Genomic DNA, 18,551 nt, shown 5'->3' on the forward strand with positions numbered 1-18,551 from the left:
TTTTTGATAGAAATCGTCGAACTCCAAGCTCAGAGTGCTTGCACGGGCGCGGTACTGTTTCGTCCAGACACGGCGTTCACTCCAGATGCGCGACCGATAAAAACAACAATGACGTACAGAAGGCACAACCCTCATGGAAACCTTGAGTTTCATTCTGGAAAACCCTGGGCTGATCGGGCTGCTGCTCGGCCAGCACCTGTTCATCGTGGCGGTAGCGGTGGGGCTGGCAATTCTGACCGGCGTGCCCGTGGGAATCTTCATCTCCCAGCACCCCAGAACACGCCGCTGGGTCCTGGCCTTCGCCGCCGTTCTGATGACCATTCCCTCCGCCGCGCTGTTCGGGCTGATGATTCCGGCGCTCTCGCAGATCGGCTACGGCATCGGCGTGGTGCCGGCGGTCATTGCGCTGTTTCTCTACTCCCAGTTGCCGATCATCCGCAACACCACCACGGCGATCGCCAACATCGACCCTGCGTTGCGGGAAGCCGCGATCGGCATGGGCATGTCGACCGGGCAACGACTGCGCAAGGTTGAGCTGCCGATTGCGGTGCCGCTGATCATGGCCGGCGTGAGGATGGCCACCGTTATCAACATCGGCATCGCAGCCATCGCCGCTTACATCGGCGCCGGCGGCCTCGGCAGCCTGATCATTCGCGGCATCGCGCAATCGGATACTCGACAGCTTCTGGCCGGTGCGATCGTCATCAGTGTCATCGCCATCGCCGCCGATTATGCGCTGTACGGCTTGCAGCGCCTGCTGACGCCCAACGGCTTGAACAAGAACAAACTGGCCACCGGCCGAATGAAGGAAGCGACGACGTGATCCAGATCGAGAACCTGAACAAGCAATTCGGCGCTGTCACGGCGGTAGAAGATGTCTCATTCAATGTCGAAGAGGGACAGATCTGCGTACTGCTCGGGCCGTCCGGCTGTGGCAAAACCACGACGCTGAAAATGATCAACCGACTGATCACGCCGACCTCCGGCACGATCAGAATCAATGGTCGCGACACGTCCGAACTGGACAGCGTTACGCTCAAGCGCTCCATCGGCTATGTGATCCAGCAAGTCGGTCTGTTCCCGAATATGACCGTCGAGGAAAACATCTGCGTCGTGCCCAATCTGTTGGGCTGGGACAAAAACAAAAGCCGCAAGCGTGCAGCCGAGTTGCTCGAAGTGGTCGCGCTGGATCCGGGGAAATTTCTCAAGCGCTATCCCTGTGAGCTGTCCGGTGGGCAACAGCAGCGCATCGGCGTAGCGCGGGCGCTGGCCGCGGATCCGCCGGTGATGCTGATGGACGAGCCCTTCGGCGCCATCGACCCGATCAACCGCGAAGTGATCCAGGACGAATTCATGCGCATCCAGCGCCTCGTCAACAAGACCGTGTTGTTCGTCAGCCACGACATCGACGAAGCGGTGAAGATGGCCGACTGCGTCGCCCTGTTCCACAACGGCAAAATCCAGCAGTTCGGCAGCTCGGATGATCTGCTGGCCCGTCCCAACAGCGACTTCGTGGCGAACTTCATGGGCGGCGATCGGATCATGAAACGCTTGCGCCTGCTGCGCGCGGCGGACGTCGTCAGCAAGATTGCGCCGCGCGAACACATGCAGATCGTCGGCAGCAACAGCGGCCTCGCGGCGCACTCGCACCTGATCGTCAAACCGGGCGATGACCTGCGCCAGGTGCTCTCGCAACTGCTCGGGCGCGGCCAGGACTGGGCGCTTTGCAACGACAGCGACGGGCGCTTTATCGGCTATGTGCACCAGGCTGACATCCTTGCGCGTCTGGTTGAAAACATCACTCCGGCGGTGCACTGACCATGACGGACTTACTCAACCGATTCTGGCAGGGGCTGCAGTTCTACTGGGGCGACATCAGTTACCTGACCGTCCAGCATTTGCAGATCGTCGCCGTCAGCGGGGTGTTGGCCATCGCCATTGCGCTTCCATTGGGCGTGTGGATGAGCCGTCCGGCGAACCAGCGTTATGCCATGGCCAGCATGCAGGTCCTGAACGTGGGGCAGGCAATTCCCAAACTCGCGCTGTTGGCCTTGGCCATGAGCTTGATCGGCGTTGGCAGCGGGGCAGCGATCATCGGCTTGTTTGTCGCGACCTTGCTCCCCGTCGCGGTCAACACCTACGAAGGCTTGCGCGCGGTGCCGCAGCACCTGGTCGAAGCAGCCGAAGCCATGGGCATGACGCCACGGGAAACGCTGTGGAAAGTCGAAATTCCCAATGCACTGAACGTGATATTCGCCGGCATCCGCACCGCACTGGCGATCAACGTCGGCACCGCACCGCTGGCCTTCCTGGTCGGCGGCGGCGGACTGGGCGAGTTGATCTTCACCGGAATCGACCTGAACGACTTCGGCATGATGCTCGCCGGCGCCGTATCGACCGCGCTCCTGGCAATTGCCGTTGATCTGGGCTGCGGCTTGATTCAAACCGTTGCAGTCTCCCGAGGCTTGCGCATGGCCGGACGCCAATGAATCCGAACACCCTTCACCTAAATCAATAACATGAGGTGCACGATGATTTATCGAATCCTGGCCAGTCTGATCTTCAGCTTTAGTCTCGTTGCCGGTGTTGTCGGCAACGCTACTGCCGATACCAAAATTGTCGTCGGCGGCAAGAAATTTACCGAACAACAACTGGTCGCCGAAATGACCACACAACTGCTGCGCGCCAACGGCTACAAGGTCGATAAACGCGCGGACCTGGGTTCATCTGTACTGCGCGCGGCGCAAGAGAACGGCCAGGTCGATGTGTATTGGGAATACACCGGTACCTCCCTGATTACTTACAACAAAGTCACCGAAAAACTCAGTGCAGAGGAAACCTACAAAAAAATCAGCGAACTGGATGCGCAAAAGGGCATCACTTGGCTGAACCCCTCCAAAGCCAACAACACCTACGCGCTAGCGATGCGCAAAGTCGACGCCGAAAAGGATGGCGTCGTCTCGATCAGCGATCTGGCAAAAAACATCGAAGCGGGCAAATCGTACAAGTTTGCGTCGAATGCTGAGTTCTTCTCCCGGCCCGATGGGCTGCGTCCTCTTCAGGAGGAGTACGGGTTTGAATTCGAGCGGAAGAATATTGTGCGGATGGATGGTGGGTTGACGTACCAGGCGCTTAGGGATGGTCAGGTTGATTTGGCGTTGGTGCTGTCGACCGATGGGCGGATTCCGGCGTTTGGGTTTGTGGTGTTGAAGGATGATAAGGGGTTCTTTCCTGGTTATGCGTTGACGCCTGTTGTTCGGACAAAGGTGCTTGAGGCGAATCCGAAGATTGGGGAATTGCTGAATGCGCTGTCTTCCAAGCTGGATGACGGGACGATTGCGGGGCTTAATTCGCGGGTTGATGTGGGGCGGGAGTCGATTGAGGGGGTGGCTAAAGAATTCCTGCAAAAGAATAATTTGCTCTAGTTATGCTGCGATGGCGTTTTAGCCATCGGTTACAGCATGTTCGGGTCAGCAAGATCTCGCTGGCCCGTCTTAATCCTGCTTGTTTGTTGCGCTTACCCCAAGAACCTTGGGGCATGAGCTCATTCCGTTCGCCTGTCGTTATGCGGAGAATCACCCATGCGGTTGAATAAAAAGTTCGTGGCGTGCTCGTTTTTGTTAGTGGCGGCAAGTGTTCAGGCGGATGACGGTATCGACCGTATGACCCTCGCCGATATGCGTCATGCACTGGATAGCGGCGAACTTACTTCTGAGCAACTCGTCCGGCATTATCTGGAAAACATTCAGGCGAACAATCACCAGGGCCAGAACATCAACGCGCTGGTGACCATCAACGAACAGGCGATCGAACAAGCCCGGAAGTGGGATGCTCAGCGAGAGAAAAAAACCAACGCCAAATACGCACCGCTGGCCGGCATTCCCTTTGTCGTAAAGGATAACTTCGACACCGCTGGCATGGTTACCAGCGGTGGCTCTTACGTACTGCGCTCGTCGGTGCCGAGCCAGGATGCCTTCACCGTGAAGAAGCTGCTCGACGAGCAAGCGATTCTTCTCGGCAAGGCTAACCTGTCGGAACTCGCCGCGTCCTTTGGCTGGTTTGGCTACAGCTCGTTCGGCGGCCAGACACTGAATCCAAGAAACACCAAACGTGATGCTTCCGGCTCAAGCAGCGGTTCAGCCGCCGCCGTGGCTGCAGGATTTGCACCGTTTGCACTAGGGTCGGACACCAGCGGCTCAATCCGCGCCCCGGCCAGCGTCACTGGCACCGTGGGTTTCCGACCTTCGCAGGGTTTGATCAGCCGCAGCGGCATCATCCCGCTGTCGCTCACGTTCGATACTGCTGGCGTGATCACCAACAGCGTGATGGACCAAGCCATCGTGCTCGATGCGATCAAGGGCCAGGACAAAAGCGACGCGGCGACCCTTGATTTACCCGCAGACAACATTCAGTTCCAACCCACGCTCAGCCGCGCGACGCTGCAAGGCAAAACCATCGGCGTGGTCAGCAACTTCAAAGGCGCCAATTCAGAGGTGGATGCGGTGTTCGAGGCAGCCCAGGAGACCCTTCGCAAACGCGGCGCGCATGTTGTCTCCATCGTTCTTCCCAAGGCTTTTGAAACGCTATGGACCGATGTGTTGGGGCCAGTTGGCGAGGGCGAATTCAAACCGCAATTTGAACGGTATCTGTCCAGCCTCGGTCTAGGGCAACCGCGAACCCTTGCGCAATTTCTCGATCTGGCAAAACAGAATCAGGCTGAAAATGGAGCGCATGGCATGAACCCGGCGCGCTTGGCCGAACTTGAAGCCGTATCGAAAACGGCGAGTACCGATTCGCCGCTGTATATCTCCATCCTCTCGAGAAAGATTCCGCAGCTGCGCGCGCAACTGACGGACATCATGAACGGGAGCGGGGTGGACAGTCTTTTCTTCGCGACAATCAATTGCCCGGCTTCGGTGGTGCATGGGGTTACGGATGAGAGTTATGTGTGTGGGGCTGGGGATACTTATGCGTCGTCGTATATTGCGTCTGCGACGGGGTTTCCTGAGGTCAGTGTTCCGGCGGGGGTGATCAAGGGGGATTTGCCGGTGGGGGTTTCGTTTTTGGGTGGGGAAGGGGATGACGCGAAGGTTTTGGGGTTTGGGTATGCGTTTTTTGGGCGGTGAGTTGTGGGGGCGGCCCGGCGATTGAGCTGTATCGAGGTGGTAAGGAAGCAGTTTCTTGAAGATCTAGTCTGGCTGAAACCAGTATCTGACTGCCATTGTCTGCAGATGGACAAGCGTCTGTTGAGCTCCGACCCACTCAAGCATTTGGGGTCGGTTCTATCAAACAAAAGTCGTAAGAACGTCAGCCATCGTTAGTGGGGAAATACAGCTGATCGGCACCTGCTCATAGGCCCTTACCTGCCCAAAGGTAAAGTCGCCCCTTAGTCGAAGGCGATGTCAGTGTTTGTTGTGTTATTCAGGCGACTCTGAAAGTAGTGCGCAGTCTCTTTGTCGGTGCAGTACAGGTAGCAACCCTTCATCCCGCGCGTCATCAGGGTTCGGTAGGTATTTTTGATGATCAAGTCTGTTTCTTTTTTTGCTAGGGAAGGCTGCTCCTTCATCATTTTTTTCCAGCCACGAATTGATTTATCGTGCTTGTCGCGCTCATCCGGGGATGTCACTACGTTGCCGTCACGTACGACTAGGTCTGGTCCGATGATCACTCCGATATAGTCGACTTCCAGACCTTGGCAGGTATGAATGCAGCCAACCTGCTCGATGGAGTTTTCAGCGATGATCCACAGGCTGCCATCCTGATCCAGGTTCCATTGGCGCTTGTAGTCACCAATGACGATATCTGCTGCGGTGGAGTCTTTCTTACTCAACCAAGGCCAGCAATAGCCCGCGACCACACGAGCCTTGTTTCCATGGTTTTTCTCGTCAATGGCGGCATGCAGCGCCTGAGGTGAGTCGAATACCTTGAACTCGTACTCCGAGGTGCTGAGCGTCGGATTTGCTGTCGAGCGAATGCCTAGTACGTCATCCAGCCATGCCATGTAACCGTTAGAACCACTGCAGCGAAACTGTGAAGACAGCACATATTCCTCGACCACAGCACCCTTGGCTTTGGCATAGGCGCGTATAGCCTGCTTGCTGCCGATGTCGCTCAGGGTCACACGCTGGTCTTCATCAATGAAGAAAATTGAGCATTTCGCTGATTCGATCAGCTCCTTGATCTGGTTCTCGCCAAGATTCCCATAAAGCCCGCTTTTCTCATTCAGCCGATGAGCTTCGTCCACGATAAGCGCATCGAATGTATTGGGCTCAGTGTCAATGAACGCCCCGGAGCCTGAAAAGAAATTCGAGAAATGGCTGCGTTTTATTGTGCCAACCAGTTTGCTTTCGTAGACCTTGCGTGGGGCGGCATTCTTGGAGACATATTTGCTCAACAACTTCAGTTCGGTGAGCTTCACCAGCAGATTGATAGCCAGAACAGTTTTCCCGGTACCTGGTCCTCCCTCAATAATCAGCACTTTTGGCGCTTGGTCCGAAGCTTCGCTTGCCGCAGCGAGTGCTGACTCGAAAATTGCTTTCTGATCGTCAATCAATATGAATTCTGGTTTGCCCTTCATCAGTCCGCTTAACGCTTCCGCCAGCGCTTTGGAGGGGCGGATTTTTCCATCCGACAGTTCGTACAGAATCTCTTTATTGTCGCCGTGAACAATATGCGTCTTCAGGAAGCTTCGGAGCTTGCCAAGTTCTTCCGGACCTTTCAGGAACAGTGGAGCTTTACTGATGTGAGGGTCGTAGTGAGCCGAGTCTATGATGCCGTCGCTGACGTAGTTGTGAAGGTAGGCACACGGACGGATCTCGATGCTTTTGTCATACACGGCCTCGTTGAAGCCTTCCAGCAACGCTGCGTATGACCATACTTGGTAAGACGGGTGAATGGTTTCAACGAGCCCGCCACCCAATGCAGTTTTGACGATGGCATCCTTGGGAGTTGCGCTGGCCTTGCTCCATTGCTTCAACTCGATCAATACGGCTTTTTTTGCCTGGCTCTCGTCGCGACCGGTGAGTAGAAAATCAATTCGCTTCGACGACTGCGGAATATGCAGTTCGATTGCCAAGCCTGCATCGCAGGGCAGGCCTTCATCTCTAAGAACCTTGGCCATGTATGTCAGGGAGCCTTGCCACGACCTGATTTCCGAAGTGCCGACGTTCTTGCCAGTAGCATCCTTGTAATGCCTGAGGATCACCTCCTCAATGTCGTCGTTATCGTTGTCTTTAAGAAATTGCTGTTTGGTCGCAGCGTAAACGATCACGGGTCGTCCTTAGATTCGGATAGGTCAGAGTCGGTCGTACTTTTTGCTGTTGCTTTTGGCTTTATCCACGGGATATTTCTGGCCGTTCGAGGCGAGTTTCCGTGTAGCCGCTTCGTTGAGGTCAACGCCGAGTACGCTGCTGAGGCGAACCAAGTACATCAGCACGTCCGCCAGTTCGTCCCGGACGGCTTGGCCGATCTCGGGGTCTGCTGCTGCAGAAAGCGAATCGGCATCGCTCATCCACTGGAAGATCTCGCACAGCTCCCCTACCTCACCGGTGAGAGCCAAGATGAGATTCTTGGGGGAGTGGAACTGCTGCCAGTCGCGATCATCTGCGAAACGCTGAAGGGACGCGGCCAGCGTACTTACGTCGACGAGTGGCGCGGATGAGATGTCTGAGTCGCTCACGGGGCTATCTCTTGTGTCTGTAAGGACGAAAACGGCCGTATGAAATCTGGAGCTGGATTGTAAGAGTTTTCGCTGATTGCGTAGGATTTTTTGTTATTTGCTTCCAGCACTTTTCTGCTGATTCACTCCTGCTTGCGCTCGATATGTTCTATGAGCGTGGCGAAGCGGACCTGCTGATCGAGTCGTCTAGAAAAGGAAAGCGGTATCTGTCGCGTGATGTTGCGCCGGTAATCTTGGCGTAGACTGGAATGAAAAGGTTTTTTCTGCGTTCAAAGCACGCGACGACGATCGTCCGAGAAGTGAATGGTTTCTACCCGCTTGGCGTCTATTGTGAAGCTTCTATTAATAAGCTCCCCGTTTACAACATCTGGGGTACTCGAGTTCCACAACGGCGATCCGTTGCTTACTAGACGGAACGCGGTTCGTCGCGGTCGGTGAATTGAACGCAGGGCTGCTTTCCTCAAGCCGCCATCGTAGAAAGGTCAGCGGAAAGATAGACATTCCACTGAGCTCGGCTCTCAAGAAGTAGCGTGAGTAATTCAGAATCTGTCGAAAGTCAAAATCTGAAAGAACTCAAAAAAATCCTTTCAAGGAAGCCACGAACGGATCAAACCCATGTGCTATTGATTTTCAGGCACAAAAAAAGACGTCCGTGGACGTCTTTAGATGATGAAGTGGTGGAGCCGGGGGGATTTGAACCCCCGTCCGCCAGTACTCCGCTGTCGGTACTACATGCGTAGCCGTGTCTATTAAGTTAACCCTCAGCGACCCGACGGGCAGGGTGCTTTGGGCGAGTTGTGTAAGTTTTAGCCGCTTCGTCCACAACGTACTGCACGGCGATTCTGTTCTATATGACAATCATTTCGGGTTTACAGACATCCCCTGATGATTGCTGGACCCGAAGGTACCAGGAGCATTGTCAGCTGCAATTAAGCAGCGAGAGCAACACCGTATTGGTCGTCATTGGCAACTATAAGTAGTTGCAACAGTGGATTTACGACTTCTGTTACCAAGTCGGCATGCACCTAGAGTTTCGCAACCGGCGTCGAATCCTAAACGGCCCCGAACTCATTGCCCGGTGAATCTGATCGGGCAACAAGCGTGCACAGTGTACGTCAATCTGCCGACGAGGCCAACCCGCAGATTGGCCCGTCAGCATGGATCAGTTGTTGGTGCCTGTGGCTTTTTGAAGTTCCAGAATGGTCTGCTGGGTTTCCGCAACGCAATTGTCGATTTGGCCTTTGGACTTCAGGTCGTGTGCTCTCGTCAGAGTGGCATCAGCCTTTTGGCTCAGCTCTGGCTTCGCTGACAGCTGACCCTTCATGTTCTCGATGGTTTTGACATTGGCATCGCACAGATCGGCAGGCTTGTCTGCGGCGAACGAAGTGGACGCCATCATCGAGGCAGTAACGAACAGACCTAACAGTACAGAACGCTTCATGTGTATCTCCTTGAACTGAGGGATCCAGGCTTCGCTGACCGCTGCGCGAGCCACCGAATGGAGGAAAAGCCCCGATTTGTCGGGGCCTGTTCTGTGGATTGCCGCTTCGCTCAAGAGTTCTATTTTTCTTCAGACGACTTTTGCCTGCGTCACCCGATCCACCAGATACACCAGACCGTGGTAGTCGATGCCACCATGTTGGGTCAGGCCGATTTCGCAGGTGCGGCTGGTGGAAATCCCCTCGCTGCAGTGCTGCACGGCGTCCTTGAGCGTACGCAGTGAATGGCTGTTCAGCTCCGGTGTGGTGAAGCCTTTGTCGCCGGCGAATCCGCAGCAATGTATGCCTTCGGGAATCACCACGGTGTTGCTGCATTTGCGCGCCAGATCGATCAGCGCCTGGCTTTCGCCCAGGTGCTGGGTGCTGCAGGTCACGTGGACGGCAATCGGCGCTTCCTGGGGTGTGAAGTCCAGACGATCCAGCAGATGCGTACGGATAAAGCGCACCGGATCGTACAGATCCAGTCGCGTTTCGCCGATGTCCTGAACCAGACGCAACGTACACGGGCTGGTGTCGCAATAGATCGGGTCGAGGCCGCCGCGGCTGGCGTGGAGCAGGGCACTGATCAGCTCCTGACGTTTGTGCTCGGCCTGTTCGGCGTAGCCTTTGGAGGCGAACGGCTGACCGCAGCAGAGGTTGTCCTGGTTGTCGGGGAAGACTACCTGGTAACCGGCTTTTTCCAGCAGGCCACGGGTTTTGTCGTACAGCGACATCTGTTCTTTATCACCCGCCGCTGGACCCATGACCCGCGACACGCAAGCCGCCAGATAGACCACGCGCGGGCGCTCGTCCGCCACGCTCGGGCTGAAGCGAATGGCTTTTTCCGGTTGTGGCATGGCGTTGGTCCACAGCGGCACCTGGCCTTTGGATAAACGCGTCAGCGTCGCCGACAACTTCGCCAGACGCGGCGCCCCGAGCATCATCCGCGCGCCGTTGGCGACGTGCAGAGTGAAGCGCGCGCCTTGCAGGGTTTTGGCGAAATTTCCTTCAATCCAGTCGGCGGTTTTCTGATGCGTGGCGTGGCGGCCACGGAGTTTTTTCACCAGCTCGCCGGTGTTGATCCCTACAGGGCAGCGTTGCGCACACAGACCGGTCGCAGCGCAGGTGTCGATGCCTTGGTAGTCGAAGGCTTTTTCCAGTTCGGTGGTGTCGACGCCGGCACGTTTTTTCGCCTGGATATCACGCCATATAACGATGCGCTGGCGCGGGCTCAGGGTCAGGCCTTTGGATGGGCAGACCGGTTCGCAAAAGCCGCACTCGATGCACTTATCCACAATCTCGTCCGCCGCCGGCAGTGGTTTCAGGTGCTTGAGGTGGATCTGCGGATCTTCGCTGAGCACCACGTCCGGATTGAGGATACCGTTAGGGTCGAGCAGGCGTTTGAGCTGCCACATCAGTTGGTAGGCGTCGCTGCCCCATTCGAGTTCGACGAACGGCGCCATGTTGCGACCGGTGCCGTGTTCGGCCTTCAGCGAGCCGCCGAATTCCACTGCCACCAGTTGCGCGACGTCGTCCATGAACGCTTGGTAGCGTGCGATTTCTTCCGGGCTGTTGAAGCCTTGGGTGAAGACGAAGTGCAGATTGCCTTCCAGTGCATGTCCGAAAAGGATCGCTTCGTCGTAGGCATGTTTGTCGAACAGCTCGATCAGGCGATTGACGCCGATCGCCAGTTGTTCGACCGGGAAGGTCACGTCTTCGATGATCACCGTGGTGCCGGTTTTGCGCACGGCGCCGACGGCGGGGAAGGTGTCTTTGCGGATGGCCCAGAGTCGGGCGTTTTCCACTGGGTCTTCGGTGAAATCGACCTGCTTCTCGACGGGGAAATCGCGCAGCGACGCCATGATTTGCGCCAGTTGCTCCTGCAGCAATGTCGACGAGGCGGCGCGGGATTCGATGAGCAGCGCGCAGGCATTTTCCGACAGCAGCTGTACGAAAGCCGGCATGCCCTTTTTGTCCTGCACCGAGCGAAGACTGCGTCGATCAAGCAGCTCCAACGCGGATACCGGTTGGCTTTTCAGCACGGTGACCGCGTTGCAGCAGGTCTCAACATCGGGGAACACGATCAGCGCCGAGGCCTTGTTCGGGTGATCGATGACGGTGTCGTAGGTCACCGCGCTGATAAAGCCGAGGGTGCCCTCGGAGCCGACCAGCAGGTGGCTCAAGATATCCACAGGCTCGTCGAAATCCACCAGGGCATTCAGCGACAGGCCGGTAGTATTTTTCAGACGGTATTTGTGGCGGATTCGTGCGGCCAGTTCGGCATTGGCGCGGGTCTCGCGGCCCAATGTCGCCAGGCGTTCGAGCAATTCGCCGTGGCTTGAACGAAATGCCGCGACGCTGACGGGGTCTTCGGTGTCGAGGCGCGTGCCGTCGGCCAGCACCAGACGAATCCCGGCCAGGGTGTGATAGGTATTTTGCGCAGTGCCGCAGCACATGCCGCTGGCGTTGTTGGCGACGATGCCGCCGATTTTGCAGGCGTTGATCGACGCCGGATCCGGGCCAATCTTGCGCCCGAACGGTGCCAGCCAGACGTTGGCTTGCGCGCCGATCACTCCCGGTTGCAGGCGGATTTGCGTGCCCTGGCCACGAATCTCGCGGGCGTTCCAGTTATCCCCAAGCACAATCAGCACCGAGTCGCTGATCGCCTGCCCGGACAGGCTGGTGCCGGCGGCGCGGAAGGTCACCGGCACTTTGTCGCGTTGGGCCAGTTGCAGCAGCGCCACCACTTCGTCTTCGGATTCGACGCGGATCACCAGTTTCGGGATCAGTCGATAGAAACTGGCGTCGGTGCCAAAGGCCAGGGTCGACAGCGGATCGTCGAAGCGCCGCTCTGGCGGTATCAGTTGCTCGGCATCACGCAGGAAAGCGGCAGGAAGACTCATTGATCCTCCAGAATCAGCACGACCAGATCTTTCGGGCCATGCGCGCCATACGCCAGCACCTGTTCAATATCGGCGGTTTTCGACGGACCGGAGACCAGCAGCGCGTTGGTCGGCATACCTTGCGCCCACTCGAATTCCTGTTGCACCTGATAAAAGTTGTCGCGGATTTCGCTGGCCTTGAGCAGGGCGAAATGCACCGGCGGCACCAGGCTCATCAAGCGTGGCTCTTCACGGGTTGGCCAAATGATCAGGCTGCCGGTCGCGGCGATCGCGCCGAGGGTGCCGGTAAGGCTGGCCGGGGTGTCGTTGAACAGCTCGGTTTTCCACTCTTCCATCGGCCGGTCGTAGGATTTCAGTGCTGGCAGCTCGGGATTGTTCGCCCAGTGCTGTGTGATGCGTTGCCCGTGCGGTGTAGTCGGAGCGATCAGCAGGCTCGGCAGCTGGCGGTCGCGCAGCAGTTGCGCCAGTAATGCCGGCCACTCGGCGCCCGAGCTCAGGTGGATTTCGGTGTGCACCGCTTCCATCAGTTTGCGCAGCTGCGGGATGCGTTGCTCGGCGCTGTAGGTGTAGGGCTGGGTGACCAGATCGACGTCGAAGGTGTCGGCGATCGGCGTGGTGCCGGTCAGACTTTTCCGCAGCTTGCCGAGGATATTTTGCTTGGCGCTCATCGACGCTCTCCCTGTTTGCCCAGATGCTCGCGGGCCATGTCATGCAACGAACGCGCGGCGGGTTTTGGTGCGCTGTGATTTTGCGTCCACGGGCCGATGTTGCTGGGTGTCAGGCCGCGCAGACGCGTGGCGAAAAAAGCAAAGATCCGGTACAGAGTTGGCGAGCTGTTGAGTTTCGCCCAGGCGTTCCAGATAAAACGCTCCTTGCGCGAATACTTGCTGCCCTGACCGCGCATCACCTGATTCGGCGCGTCCGGGGCTTTGACGTTTTCTTCGCGCAGACGGCGCAGGATCGCCGGGATCGGGATTTTCACCGGGCAGACTTCACCGCAGGCGCCGCACAGTGAAGACGCGCTCGGGTGATCCGGGACTTTCGCCAGGCCGACCATGTGTGGGGTGATGATTTTGCCGATCGGCCCCGGGTAGACCTCGCCATAGGTGTGGCCGCCGACGCGGGTGTACACCGGGCAATGATTCATGCAGGCGCCGCAGCGGATGCAGTTGAGCGTCTGGCGCAATTCACTGTCGGCGAAGGCCTGGCTGCGACCGTTGTCGAGCAGCACCAAATGCACTTCCTGCGGGCCGTCGAGTTCATGTTCCTTGCGCGGGCCGGAGATCATGTTGACGTAGGTGGTGATCGGAATGCCCAGCGCCGAGCGCGTCAGCAGTGACAGCAGCGGCACCACGTCGCGCAGGTTTTCCACGACTTTTTCGATGCCGGTCACGGCGATGTGCACCGGCGGCACGGTGGTGGTCATGCGCCCGTTGCCTTCGTTTTCCACCAGCAGCAGGGTGCCGGTTTCTGCCACGGCGAAGTTGACGCCGGAGACGCCGATGTCGGCTTCGAAGAATTTCTGCCGCAGGACCCTACGACCGATCTGAATGAGTTGGTCAACGTCCTTGGTGTATTCCACGCCAAGTTTGTCGTGGAACAAGGACGCGACCTGACCGGCATTCTTGTGGATCGCCGGCATAATGATGTGTGAAGGCTTCTCGTGGTCGAGCTGGACGATGTACTCCCCCATGTCGGACTCCAGACATTCAATGTCCCGAGCCTCGAGGAAATGGTTCATCTCCATCTCTTCGCTGACCATCGATTTGCCCTTGATCACTTGCCGCGCCTCGTGAGCGCGGATGATCGATAAGACGATGCCATTGGCCTCGTCCACCGTTTCCGCCCAATGCACTGTCACACCGTTGCGGGTCAGGTTCTGTTCCAGTTGCTCGAGCAGGTCGGGCAATTTGGACAGCGCGCGGGCCTTGATCGAATTGCCCAGTGCGCGCAAGTGTTCTCTTTCGTGGGCATCGCTGAAAGCCGCTGCCCGCTTGGTCATCAGTGAATCCATGGCAGTGCGGAAGTTGTTCCGCAGCTGCTGATCACCCAGGGCATTGTGTGCCCGGGTGCGGAAATCTTCTTCTACGGCGACCGTAGGAATAATCGTCGAGGTGCTCATTGCGCACCTCCGGTTCGCTGCCAGAGGAAGCTCGCCAGATGTTGCCCGCGTAACGCTTCCTGCTGTTTCTCCAGCGCGCCGTTGATGTTCATCAAACAGCCGCAGTCGGCACTCAGTACCTGGTGCGCGCCGGACTCCTTCAACGCGCGGGTCTTGTCAGCCACCATCGCCCCGGAAATGTCTGGCATACGGACGCTGAATGTCCCACCAAAGCCACAGCATTCGCTTTCGTGGTCGTGATTGACCCGTTCCACATTGCTCAACTGCGCCAACAACTCGCGGCCGTGCAGGTGGGTGTTCATTTCGCGGCGTGCCGAACACGACGTGTGCAGCGCGACTTTCACCGGTGCGCCGCTGTCCTTGAGCTGCACCTTGCAGACGAACAGCAGAAACTCGGCCAGTTCATAAGTGCGCGCCGCAAGGGCCTGCACCTGTTTCAACGTCTCCGGCTCGTCCTTGAACAAGTCGGCGTAATGCTCGCGCAGCATGCCGGCGCAGGAACCCGACGGCACCACCACCGGATAATCCCCGGCAAACAGCGCCAATTGCGAGCGCGCTACCGTCCGCGCCTGCTCGGTGTAACCCGAGGTGTAGGCCGGTTGGCCGCAGCAACTCTGCCCCAGTGGATACTCGACGCGGATCCCTTCGCGCTCCAGCAAATGGATCGCGTCCATCCCGGCTTCGGGGTAGAACAGGTCGACCACGCACGTGCCGAACAGGTAGACCCGCGACGGTTTTTCGCTGGTGTATTGCCGAGGTTCGGGCAGTGGCGGTGCCACGCGGGTCGCGTTCGGCACAGCGTTGTAAAAAAGCTCGCTCATCAGGCGTGTCTCCGGGTGGGCCCGGTTATCCGTCTGCTGCGGCTGCCGAATATAAAGCGCGTTGCTTTCAGCAGCCTTACAGACCCGGTGGTGAATTGCTGACGCCGGATCACGGGCCGGCGTCGGTTATTTCCGTCTTTCTTGTAGGCGTCTTGTAGGTTTAGTGCACCAGCATGCCGGTGAACCAGTAGGCCTGCGCCAGGGTGATCAAACCGACAATCGTTGCAAAGAATAGGCTGTGCTTGAGGGTGAAGCGGAACAGATCCGATTCCTTGCCGACCAGACCGGTTGCGGCGCAGGCCACGGCGATCGATTGCGGCGAGATCATCTTGCCGGTCACGCCGCCACTGGTGTTGGCCGCTACCAGCAAGGTGTCGTTGACGCCGATCTGGTGTGCGGTGGTCGCTTGCAGCGAACTGAACAGCGCGTTCGACGAAGTATCCGAACCGGTGAGGAACACGCCCAGCCAGCCGAGGAACGGCGAGAAGAACGGGAACGCCGCGCCGGTACCTGCCAGTACCAACGCCATGGTCGAAGACATGCCGGAGTAGTTGGTGACGAAGGCGAACGCCAGCACCATGCCGATCGACAGGATTGGCCAACGCAGTTCGTAGAAGGTCTCTTTCAAAGTGGTCAGACCAGTTTTGAAGTCGATCTTCAGCACCAGCATCGAAATCAGCGCGGAGAAGAAAATCGCTGTGCCGGTGGCGGAAATCGGGTCGAGTTTGAACACCGCTGGAATGGCGGTCGGGTTGGCCACGATCGGCGCAGTCTTGATCACCAGTTGATCAAGGTGCGGAATCGCAAAGTTGAACACCCAGCTGTACATCGAACCGCCGGCGGCGAACATCGCTTTGAAAGGCTTAAGCGTCCAGATCGTCACCAGTACGGTGAGGATCAGGAACGGCGACCACGCCTTGAAAATTTCCCCGAGGCTGTAGGGCGAAGCCACGGTGGTGCGCTTCTGGCCGAAACCGCCGACGCTGGCGCTGACCACCGAAGCCGACACGGCGCCAACGATGTGCTGGCCGGCGGCGCGGCGTGGTTGCCAGACCTTGAGGAACAGGGTCAGGGAAATCAGGCTGGCGAGTGCCGAGGTGATGTCCGGCAGTTCCGGGCCGATGAAGTTCGAAGTGAAGTACTGGGTGATGGCGAAACTCAACCCTGCCACCAGCGCGGCTGGCCAGGTTTCCCGCACACCGCGCAGGCCGTCCATCATGAACACCAGCCAGAACGGCACGAACAGCGACAGCAGTGGCAACTGGCGACCGGTCATGGCGCCGATCTTGAAAGCGTCAATGCCAGTGACCTGACCCGCAACGATGATCGGAATCCCCAGCGCGCCGAATGCCACCGGAGCGGTGTTGGCGATCAGGCACAGGCCGGCGGCGTACAGTGGATTGAAGCCCAGTCCTACAAGGAGTGCGGCAGTAATCGCGACCGGCGCGCCGAAACCGGCGGCACCTTCCAGAAATGCACCGAAGCAGAAACCGATCAGCAGCACCTGCAGGCGCTGGTCATCGGTGATCGACAGGACCGAGCTGCGGATAACTTCGAACTGACCACTTTTCACCGTCAGTTTGTAAAGGAACACCGCCGCGACAATGATCCAGGCAATCGGCCACAGACCGTAAGCGAAGCCATAACCAGCGGCGGCGAACGCCATGTCCACAGGCATCTGGAAAGCGAAAATCGCCACGGCGATCGAAAGCGCGAGGGTAATACTGCCGGCCACATGGCCTTTGAGGCGGAACACCGCCAACGCGAGAAAGAAGAACACGATGGGAATGACGGCCGCGAGTGCGGAGATGCCGAGACTGCCGAGCGGGCTGTAGAGCTGTTGCCAGGTTTGCATAATGGGGTGGCCCCTAATTGTTGTTGGTCAGGCACTGTCAGCGAATTTGGATAATTGGTAAGACCAATTTACAAGCGCTGTTGGCTAGGGTAAAAGCCTTGGCGTAGGTGTGTCAATTTGCCGCCCTGAAACTTTCGTCGAAGATACGGTGCAGAGGCCAACTGACCCGGTTCGGCGAAGTGGTTTCTGGCAGGTGTCGGCGGCGCGCGGATAGGCCAGAATAGACAGCCCGGCGAGCGGTCGGGATCGTGGAGAAATGAGTTATGGGCTTTGATCAGATACGTCAGCGCCGTTTGTCTGACGATATTGTCGAGCGCCTCGAAGGGATGATCCTCGAGGGCACGCTGAAGTCGGGCGAGCGGCTGCCGGCCGAGCGCGCGCTGGCCGAACAATTTGGCGTATCACGCCCGTCGTTGCGCGAGGCGATTCAGAAGCTGGCAGCCAAAGGCTTGCTGGTCAGCCGCCAAGGCGGCGGCAATTATGTGGTGGAGGGGCTGGGTTCGACGTTCAGCGATCCGCTGTTGCAATTGCTTGAAAGCAATCCTGAAGCGCAGCGCGATTTGCTCGAGTTTCGGCACACCCTGGAGGCGTCGTGCGCTTATTACGCCGCATTGCGCGCCACCGATGTAGATCGTGAGCGCCTGACCGCTGCCTTCGAAGAGCTGCAGGATTGCTACTCGCGTCATGAAGAAGTCAGCCGCGCGGAAGAGGGCGCGGCGGATGCGAAATTTCATCTGGCGATTGCCGAGGCCAGCCACAACGCGGTGTTGCTGCATACGATTCGCGGCTTGTTCGATCTGCTCAAGCGCAACGTCGTGACCAACATTGGCGGCATGTACAAACAGCGCACGGAAACCCGCGACATGCTGATCTCGCAGCATCGCGAATTGTATCTGGCGATTATCGAAGGGCGTGCCGAGCAGGCGCGCGAGGTGTCCAGCCGACATATTCTGTATGTACAGGAAGTACTGGAAGAGGTGCGTCAGGAGGTGCAGCGCATGGCTCGGGCGGAGCGGCGCAAGGGGATGTGAAATAGCGCATCAATTGTGGCGAGGGAGCTTGCTCCCGCTCGACTGCGCAGCAGGCGCATTCGACTCCCGCGACTCTGAAAAAAGCGAGAGCCGCTGCGCGCCTCAACGGGAGCAAGCTCCCTCGCCACAGTTGTGCTTCAGGGCGAGGATCAGTCTTCCTTGCCCTTGTTGCGCACCGCTCGCTGCAACTCACGACCGGCGTCGCGCTCGCGCTCGGTGTCACGCTTGTCGTATTCCTTCTTGCCCTTGCCCAGAGCGATCTCGCACTTGACCATGTGCTTGCTCCAGTACCAGGACAGGCAGACGCAGGCGTAACCCTTTTGCTGCACGGCGGCGGCGAGCTTGTCCAGCTCGCGGCGGTTGAGCAGCAGTTTGCGTGTGCGCACCGGGTCGGCGATGACGTGAGTGCTTGCGGTCATCAACGGCGTGATGTGGCTGCCGAGCAACCATGCTTCGCCGTCCTTGAGCAGCACGTAGCTGTCGACCAGCTGTAGTTTGCTCGCCCGCAGACTTTTTACTTCCCAGCCGGCCAGGACCAGACCAGCCTCGAACTTGTGCTCGATGAAGTAATCGTGTCGCGCCTTTTTGTTCTGCGCGATGGTCCCTGTTGGGTGTTTCTTCTGTTTAGCCATAGGGGCGGCATTATATGGAGTTGTTCGGCTG

The 18,551-nt window shown here is 58.0% G+C and carries 15 protein-coding genes and 1 other RNA gene; 6 read left to right on the forward strand and 10 right to left on the reverse strand.

Annotation, left to right across the window (positions count from 1 at the left end; translation table 11 throughout):
* Positions 1-133 precede the first annotated feature (133 nt).
* The 5 genes from GXB78_RS13745 (at position 134) to GXB78_RS13765 (ending at position 5,126) form a co-directional block, all read left to right on the forward strand.
* On the forward strand, positions 134-823 hold the full coding sequence (locus tag GXB78_RS13745; protein WP_041477901.1) for an ABC transporter permease: 690 nt from the start codon (positions 134-136) through the stop codon (positions 821-823).
* A complete protein-coding gene (locus GXB78_RS13750; RefSeq protein WP_329515775.1) occupies positions 820-1,818 on the forward strand; it encodes an ABC transporter ATP-binding protein in 999 nt (332 codons plus the stop codon). The genes GXB78_RS13745 and GXB78_RS13750 overlap by 4 nt, the downstream gene beginning before the upstream one ends.
* 2 nt (positions 1,819-1,820) lie before the next feature.
* Complete coding sequence (locus GXB78_RS13755) at positions 1,821-2,489, forward strand: ABC transporter permease (RefSeq protein ID WP_329515776.1); 669 nt, start codon at positions 1,821-1,823, stop codon at positions 2,487-2,489.
* Between the two features lie 42 nt (positions 2,490-2,531).
* A complete protein-coding gene (locus GXB78_RS13760) occupies positions 2,532-3,425 on the forward strand; it encodes a glycine betaine ABC transporter substrate-binding protein (RefSeq protein ID WP_329515777.1) in 894 nt (297 codons plus the stop codon).
* Between the two features lie 156 nt (positions 3,426-3,581).
* The gene (locus GXB78_RS13765; RefSeq protein ID WP_329515778.1) at positions 3,582-5,126 is read left to right on the forward strand and encodes an amidase family protein; all 1,545 of its coding nucleotides are present in this window, start codon (positions 3,582-3,584) and stop codon (positions 5,124-5,126) included.
* A 260-nt stretch (positions 5,127-5,386) separates the two neighbouring features.
* Here GXB78_RS13765 and GXB78_RS13770 read toward each other — a convergent pair whose 3' ends face one another.
* The 9 genes from GXB78_RS13770 to GXB78_RS13810 all read right to left on the reverse strand — a co-directional run bounded on the left by GXB78_RS13770 (position 5,387) and on the right by GXB78_RS13810 (position 16,857).
* Positions 5,387-7,270 (reverse strand): DUF2075 domain-containing protein, encoded by a 1,884-nt coding sequence (locus tag GXB78_RS13770; RefSeq protein WP_329515779.1) that lies wholly within the window; start codon positions 7,268-7,270, stop codon positions 5,387-5,389.
* Between the two features lie 24 nt (positions 7,271-7,294).
* Positions 7,295-7,678: a nucleotide pyrophosphohydrolase gene (locus tag GXB78_RS13775; RefSeq protein WP_329515780.1), complete on the reverse strand. Its 384-nt coding sequence runs from the start codon at positions 7,676-7,678 to the stop codon at positions 7,295-7,297.
* Positions 7,679-8,353: 675 nt separating this feature from the next.
* Positions 8,354-8,742, reverse strand: a transfer-messenger RNA (tmRNA) gene (gene ssrA / locus GXB78_RS13780).
* Between the two features lie 98 nt (positions 8,743-8,840).
* Positions 8,841-9,119, reverse strand: coding sequence for a hypothetical protein (locus tag GXB78_RS13785; RefSeq protein WP_329515781.1), 279 nt, complete (start codon positions 9,117-9,119; stop codon positions 8,841-8,843).
* 129 nt (positions 9,120-9,248) lie between these two features.
* On the reverse strand, positions 9,249-12,059 hold the full coding sequence (locus GXB78_RS13790; RefSeq protein WP_329515782.1) for an FAD-binding and (Fe-S)-binding domain-containing protein: 2,811 nt from the start codon (positions 12,057-12,059) through the stop codon (positions 9,249-9,251).
* Positions 12,056-12,727 (reverse strand): LutC/YkgG family protein, encoded by a 672-nt coding sequence (locus tag GXB78_RS13795; RefSeq protein WP_329515783.1) that lies wholly within the window; start codon positions 12,725-12,727, stop codon positions 12,056-12,058. The genes GXB78_RS13790 and GXB78_RS13795 overlap by 4 nt, the downstream gene beginning before the upstream one ends.
* Positions 12,724-14,181 (reverse strand): LutB/LldF family L-lactate oxidation iron-sulfur protein, encoded by a 1,458-nt coding sequence (locus GXB78_RS13800; RefSeq protein ID WP_329515784.1) that lies wholly within the window; start codon positions 14,179-14,181, stop codon positions 12,724-12,726. The genes GXB78_RS13795 and GXB78_RS13800 overlap by 4 nt, the downstream gene beginning before the upstream one ends.
* On the reverse strand, positions 14,178-15,002 hold the full coding sequence (locus GXB78_RS13805) for a (Fe-S)-binding protein (RefSeq protein WP_329515785.1): 825 nt from the start codon (positions 15,000-15,002) through the stop codon (positions 14,178-14,180). Before GXB78_RS13805 ends, GXB78_RS13800 begins: the two co-directional genes overlap by 4 nt.
* A gap of 160 nt (positions 15,003-15,162) precedes the next feature.
* Entirely contained in the window at positions 15,163-16,857 is a 1,695-nt protein-coding gene (locus tag GXB78_RS13810) for a lactate permease LctP family transporter (protein ID WP_329515786.1), read from the reverse strand.
* Between the two features lie 263 nt (positions 16,858-17,120).
* On the opposite strand from GXB78_RS13810, the gene GXB78_RS13815 reads away from it, so the two are divergent.
* The gene (locus tag GXB78_RS13815) at positions 17,121-17,888 is read left to right on the forward strand and encodes a GntR family transcriptional regulator (RefSeq protein WP_110646639.1); all 768 of its coding nucleotides are present in this window, start codon (positions 17,121-17,123) and stop codon (positions 17,886-17,888) included.
* A 149-nt stretch (positions 17,889-18,037) separates the two neighbouring features.
* Here the strand turns inward: GXB78_RS13815 and smpB are convergent, their stop codons facing one another.
* Positions 18,038-18,520 (reverse strand): SsrA-binding protein SmpB, encoded by a 483-nt coding sequence (smpB, locus tag GXB78_RS13820; RefSeq protein ID WP_007953781.1) that lies wholly within the window; start codon positions 18,518-18,520, stop codon positions 18,038-18,040.
* Between the last annotated feature and the right edge of the window lie 31 nt (positions 18,521-18,551).

This window comes from Pseudomonas moraviensis subsp. stanleyae (assembly GCF_036283065.1).
In the GTDB taxonomy this organism is placed as follows: Bacteria; Pseudomonadota; Gammaproteobacteria; order Pseudomonadales; family Pseudomonadaceae; genus Aquipseudomonas; species Aquipseudomonas stanleyae.

Coding starts and splice junctions, on each gene's coding strand:
- GXB78_RS13800 (WP_329515784.1), bottom strand. CDS start 14,181: ATGAGCACCTCGACGATTATTCCTACGGTCGCCGTAGAAGAAGATTTC.
- GXB78_RS13765 (WP_329515778.1), top strand. CDS start 3,582: ATGCGGTTGAATAAAAAGTTCGTGGCGTGCTCGTTTTTGTTAGTGGCG.
- GXB78_RS13790 (WP_329515782.1), bottom strand. CDS start 12,059: ATGAGTCTTCCTGCCGCTTTCCTGCGTGATGCCGAGCAACTGATACCG.
- GXB78_RS13815 (WP_110646639.1), top strand. CDS start 17,121: ATGGGCTTTGATCAGATACGTCAGCGCCGTTTGTCTGACGATATTGTC.
- GXB78_RS13755 (WP_329515776.1), top strand. CDS start 1,821: ATGACGGACTTACTCAACCGATTCTGGCAGGGGCTGCAGTTCTACTGG.
- GXB78_RS13785 (WP_329515781.1), bottom strand. CDS start 9,119: ATGAAGCGTTCTGTACTGTTAGGTCTGTTCGTTACTGCCTCGATGATG.
- GXB78_RS13795 (WP_329515783.1), bottom strand. CDS start 12,727: ATGAGCGCCAAGCAAAATATCCTCGGCAAGCTGCGGAAAAGTCTGACC.
- smpB (WP_007953781.1), bottom strand. CDS start 18,520: ATGGCTAAACAGAAGAAACACCCAACAGGGACCATCGCGCAGAACAAA.
- GXB78_RS13745 (WP_041477901.1), top strand. CDS start 134: ATGGAAACCTTGAGTTTCATTCTGGAAAACCCTGGGCTGATCGGGCTG.
- GXB78_RS13805 (WP_329515785.1), bottom strand. CDS start 15,002: ATGAGCGAGCTTTTTTACAACGCTGTGCCGAACGCGACCCGCGTGGCA.
- GXB78_RS13810 (WP_329515786.1), bottom strand. CDS start 16,857: ATGCAAACCTGGCAACAGCTCTACAGCCCGCTCGGCAGTCTCGGCATC.
- GXB78_RS13760 (WP_329515777.1), top strand. CDS start 2,532: ATGATTTATCGAATCCTGGCCAGTCTGATCTTCAGCTTTAGTCTCGTT.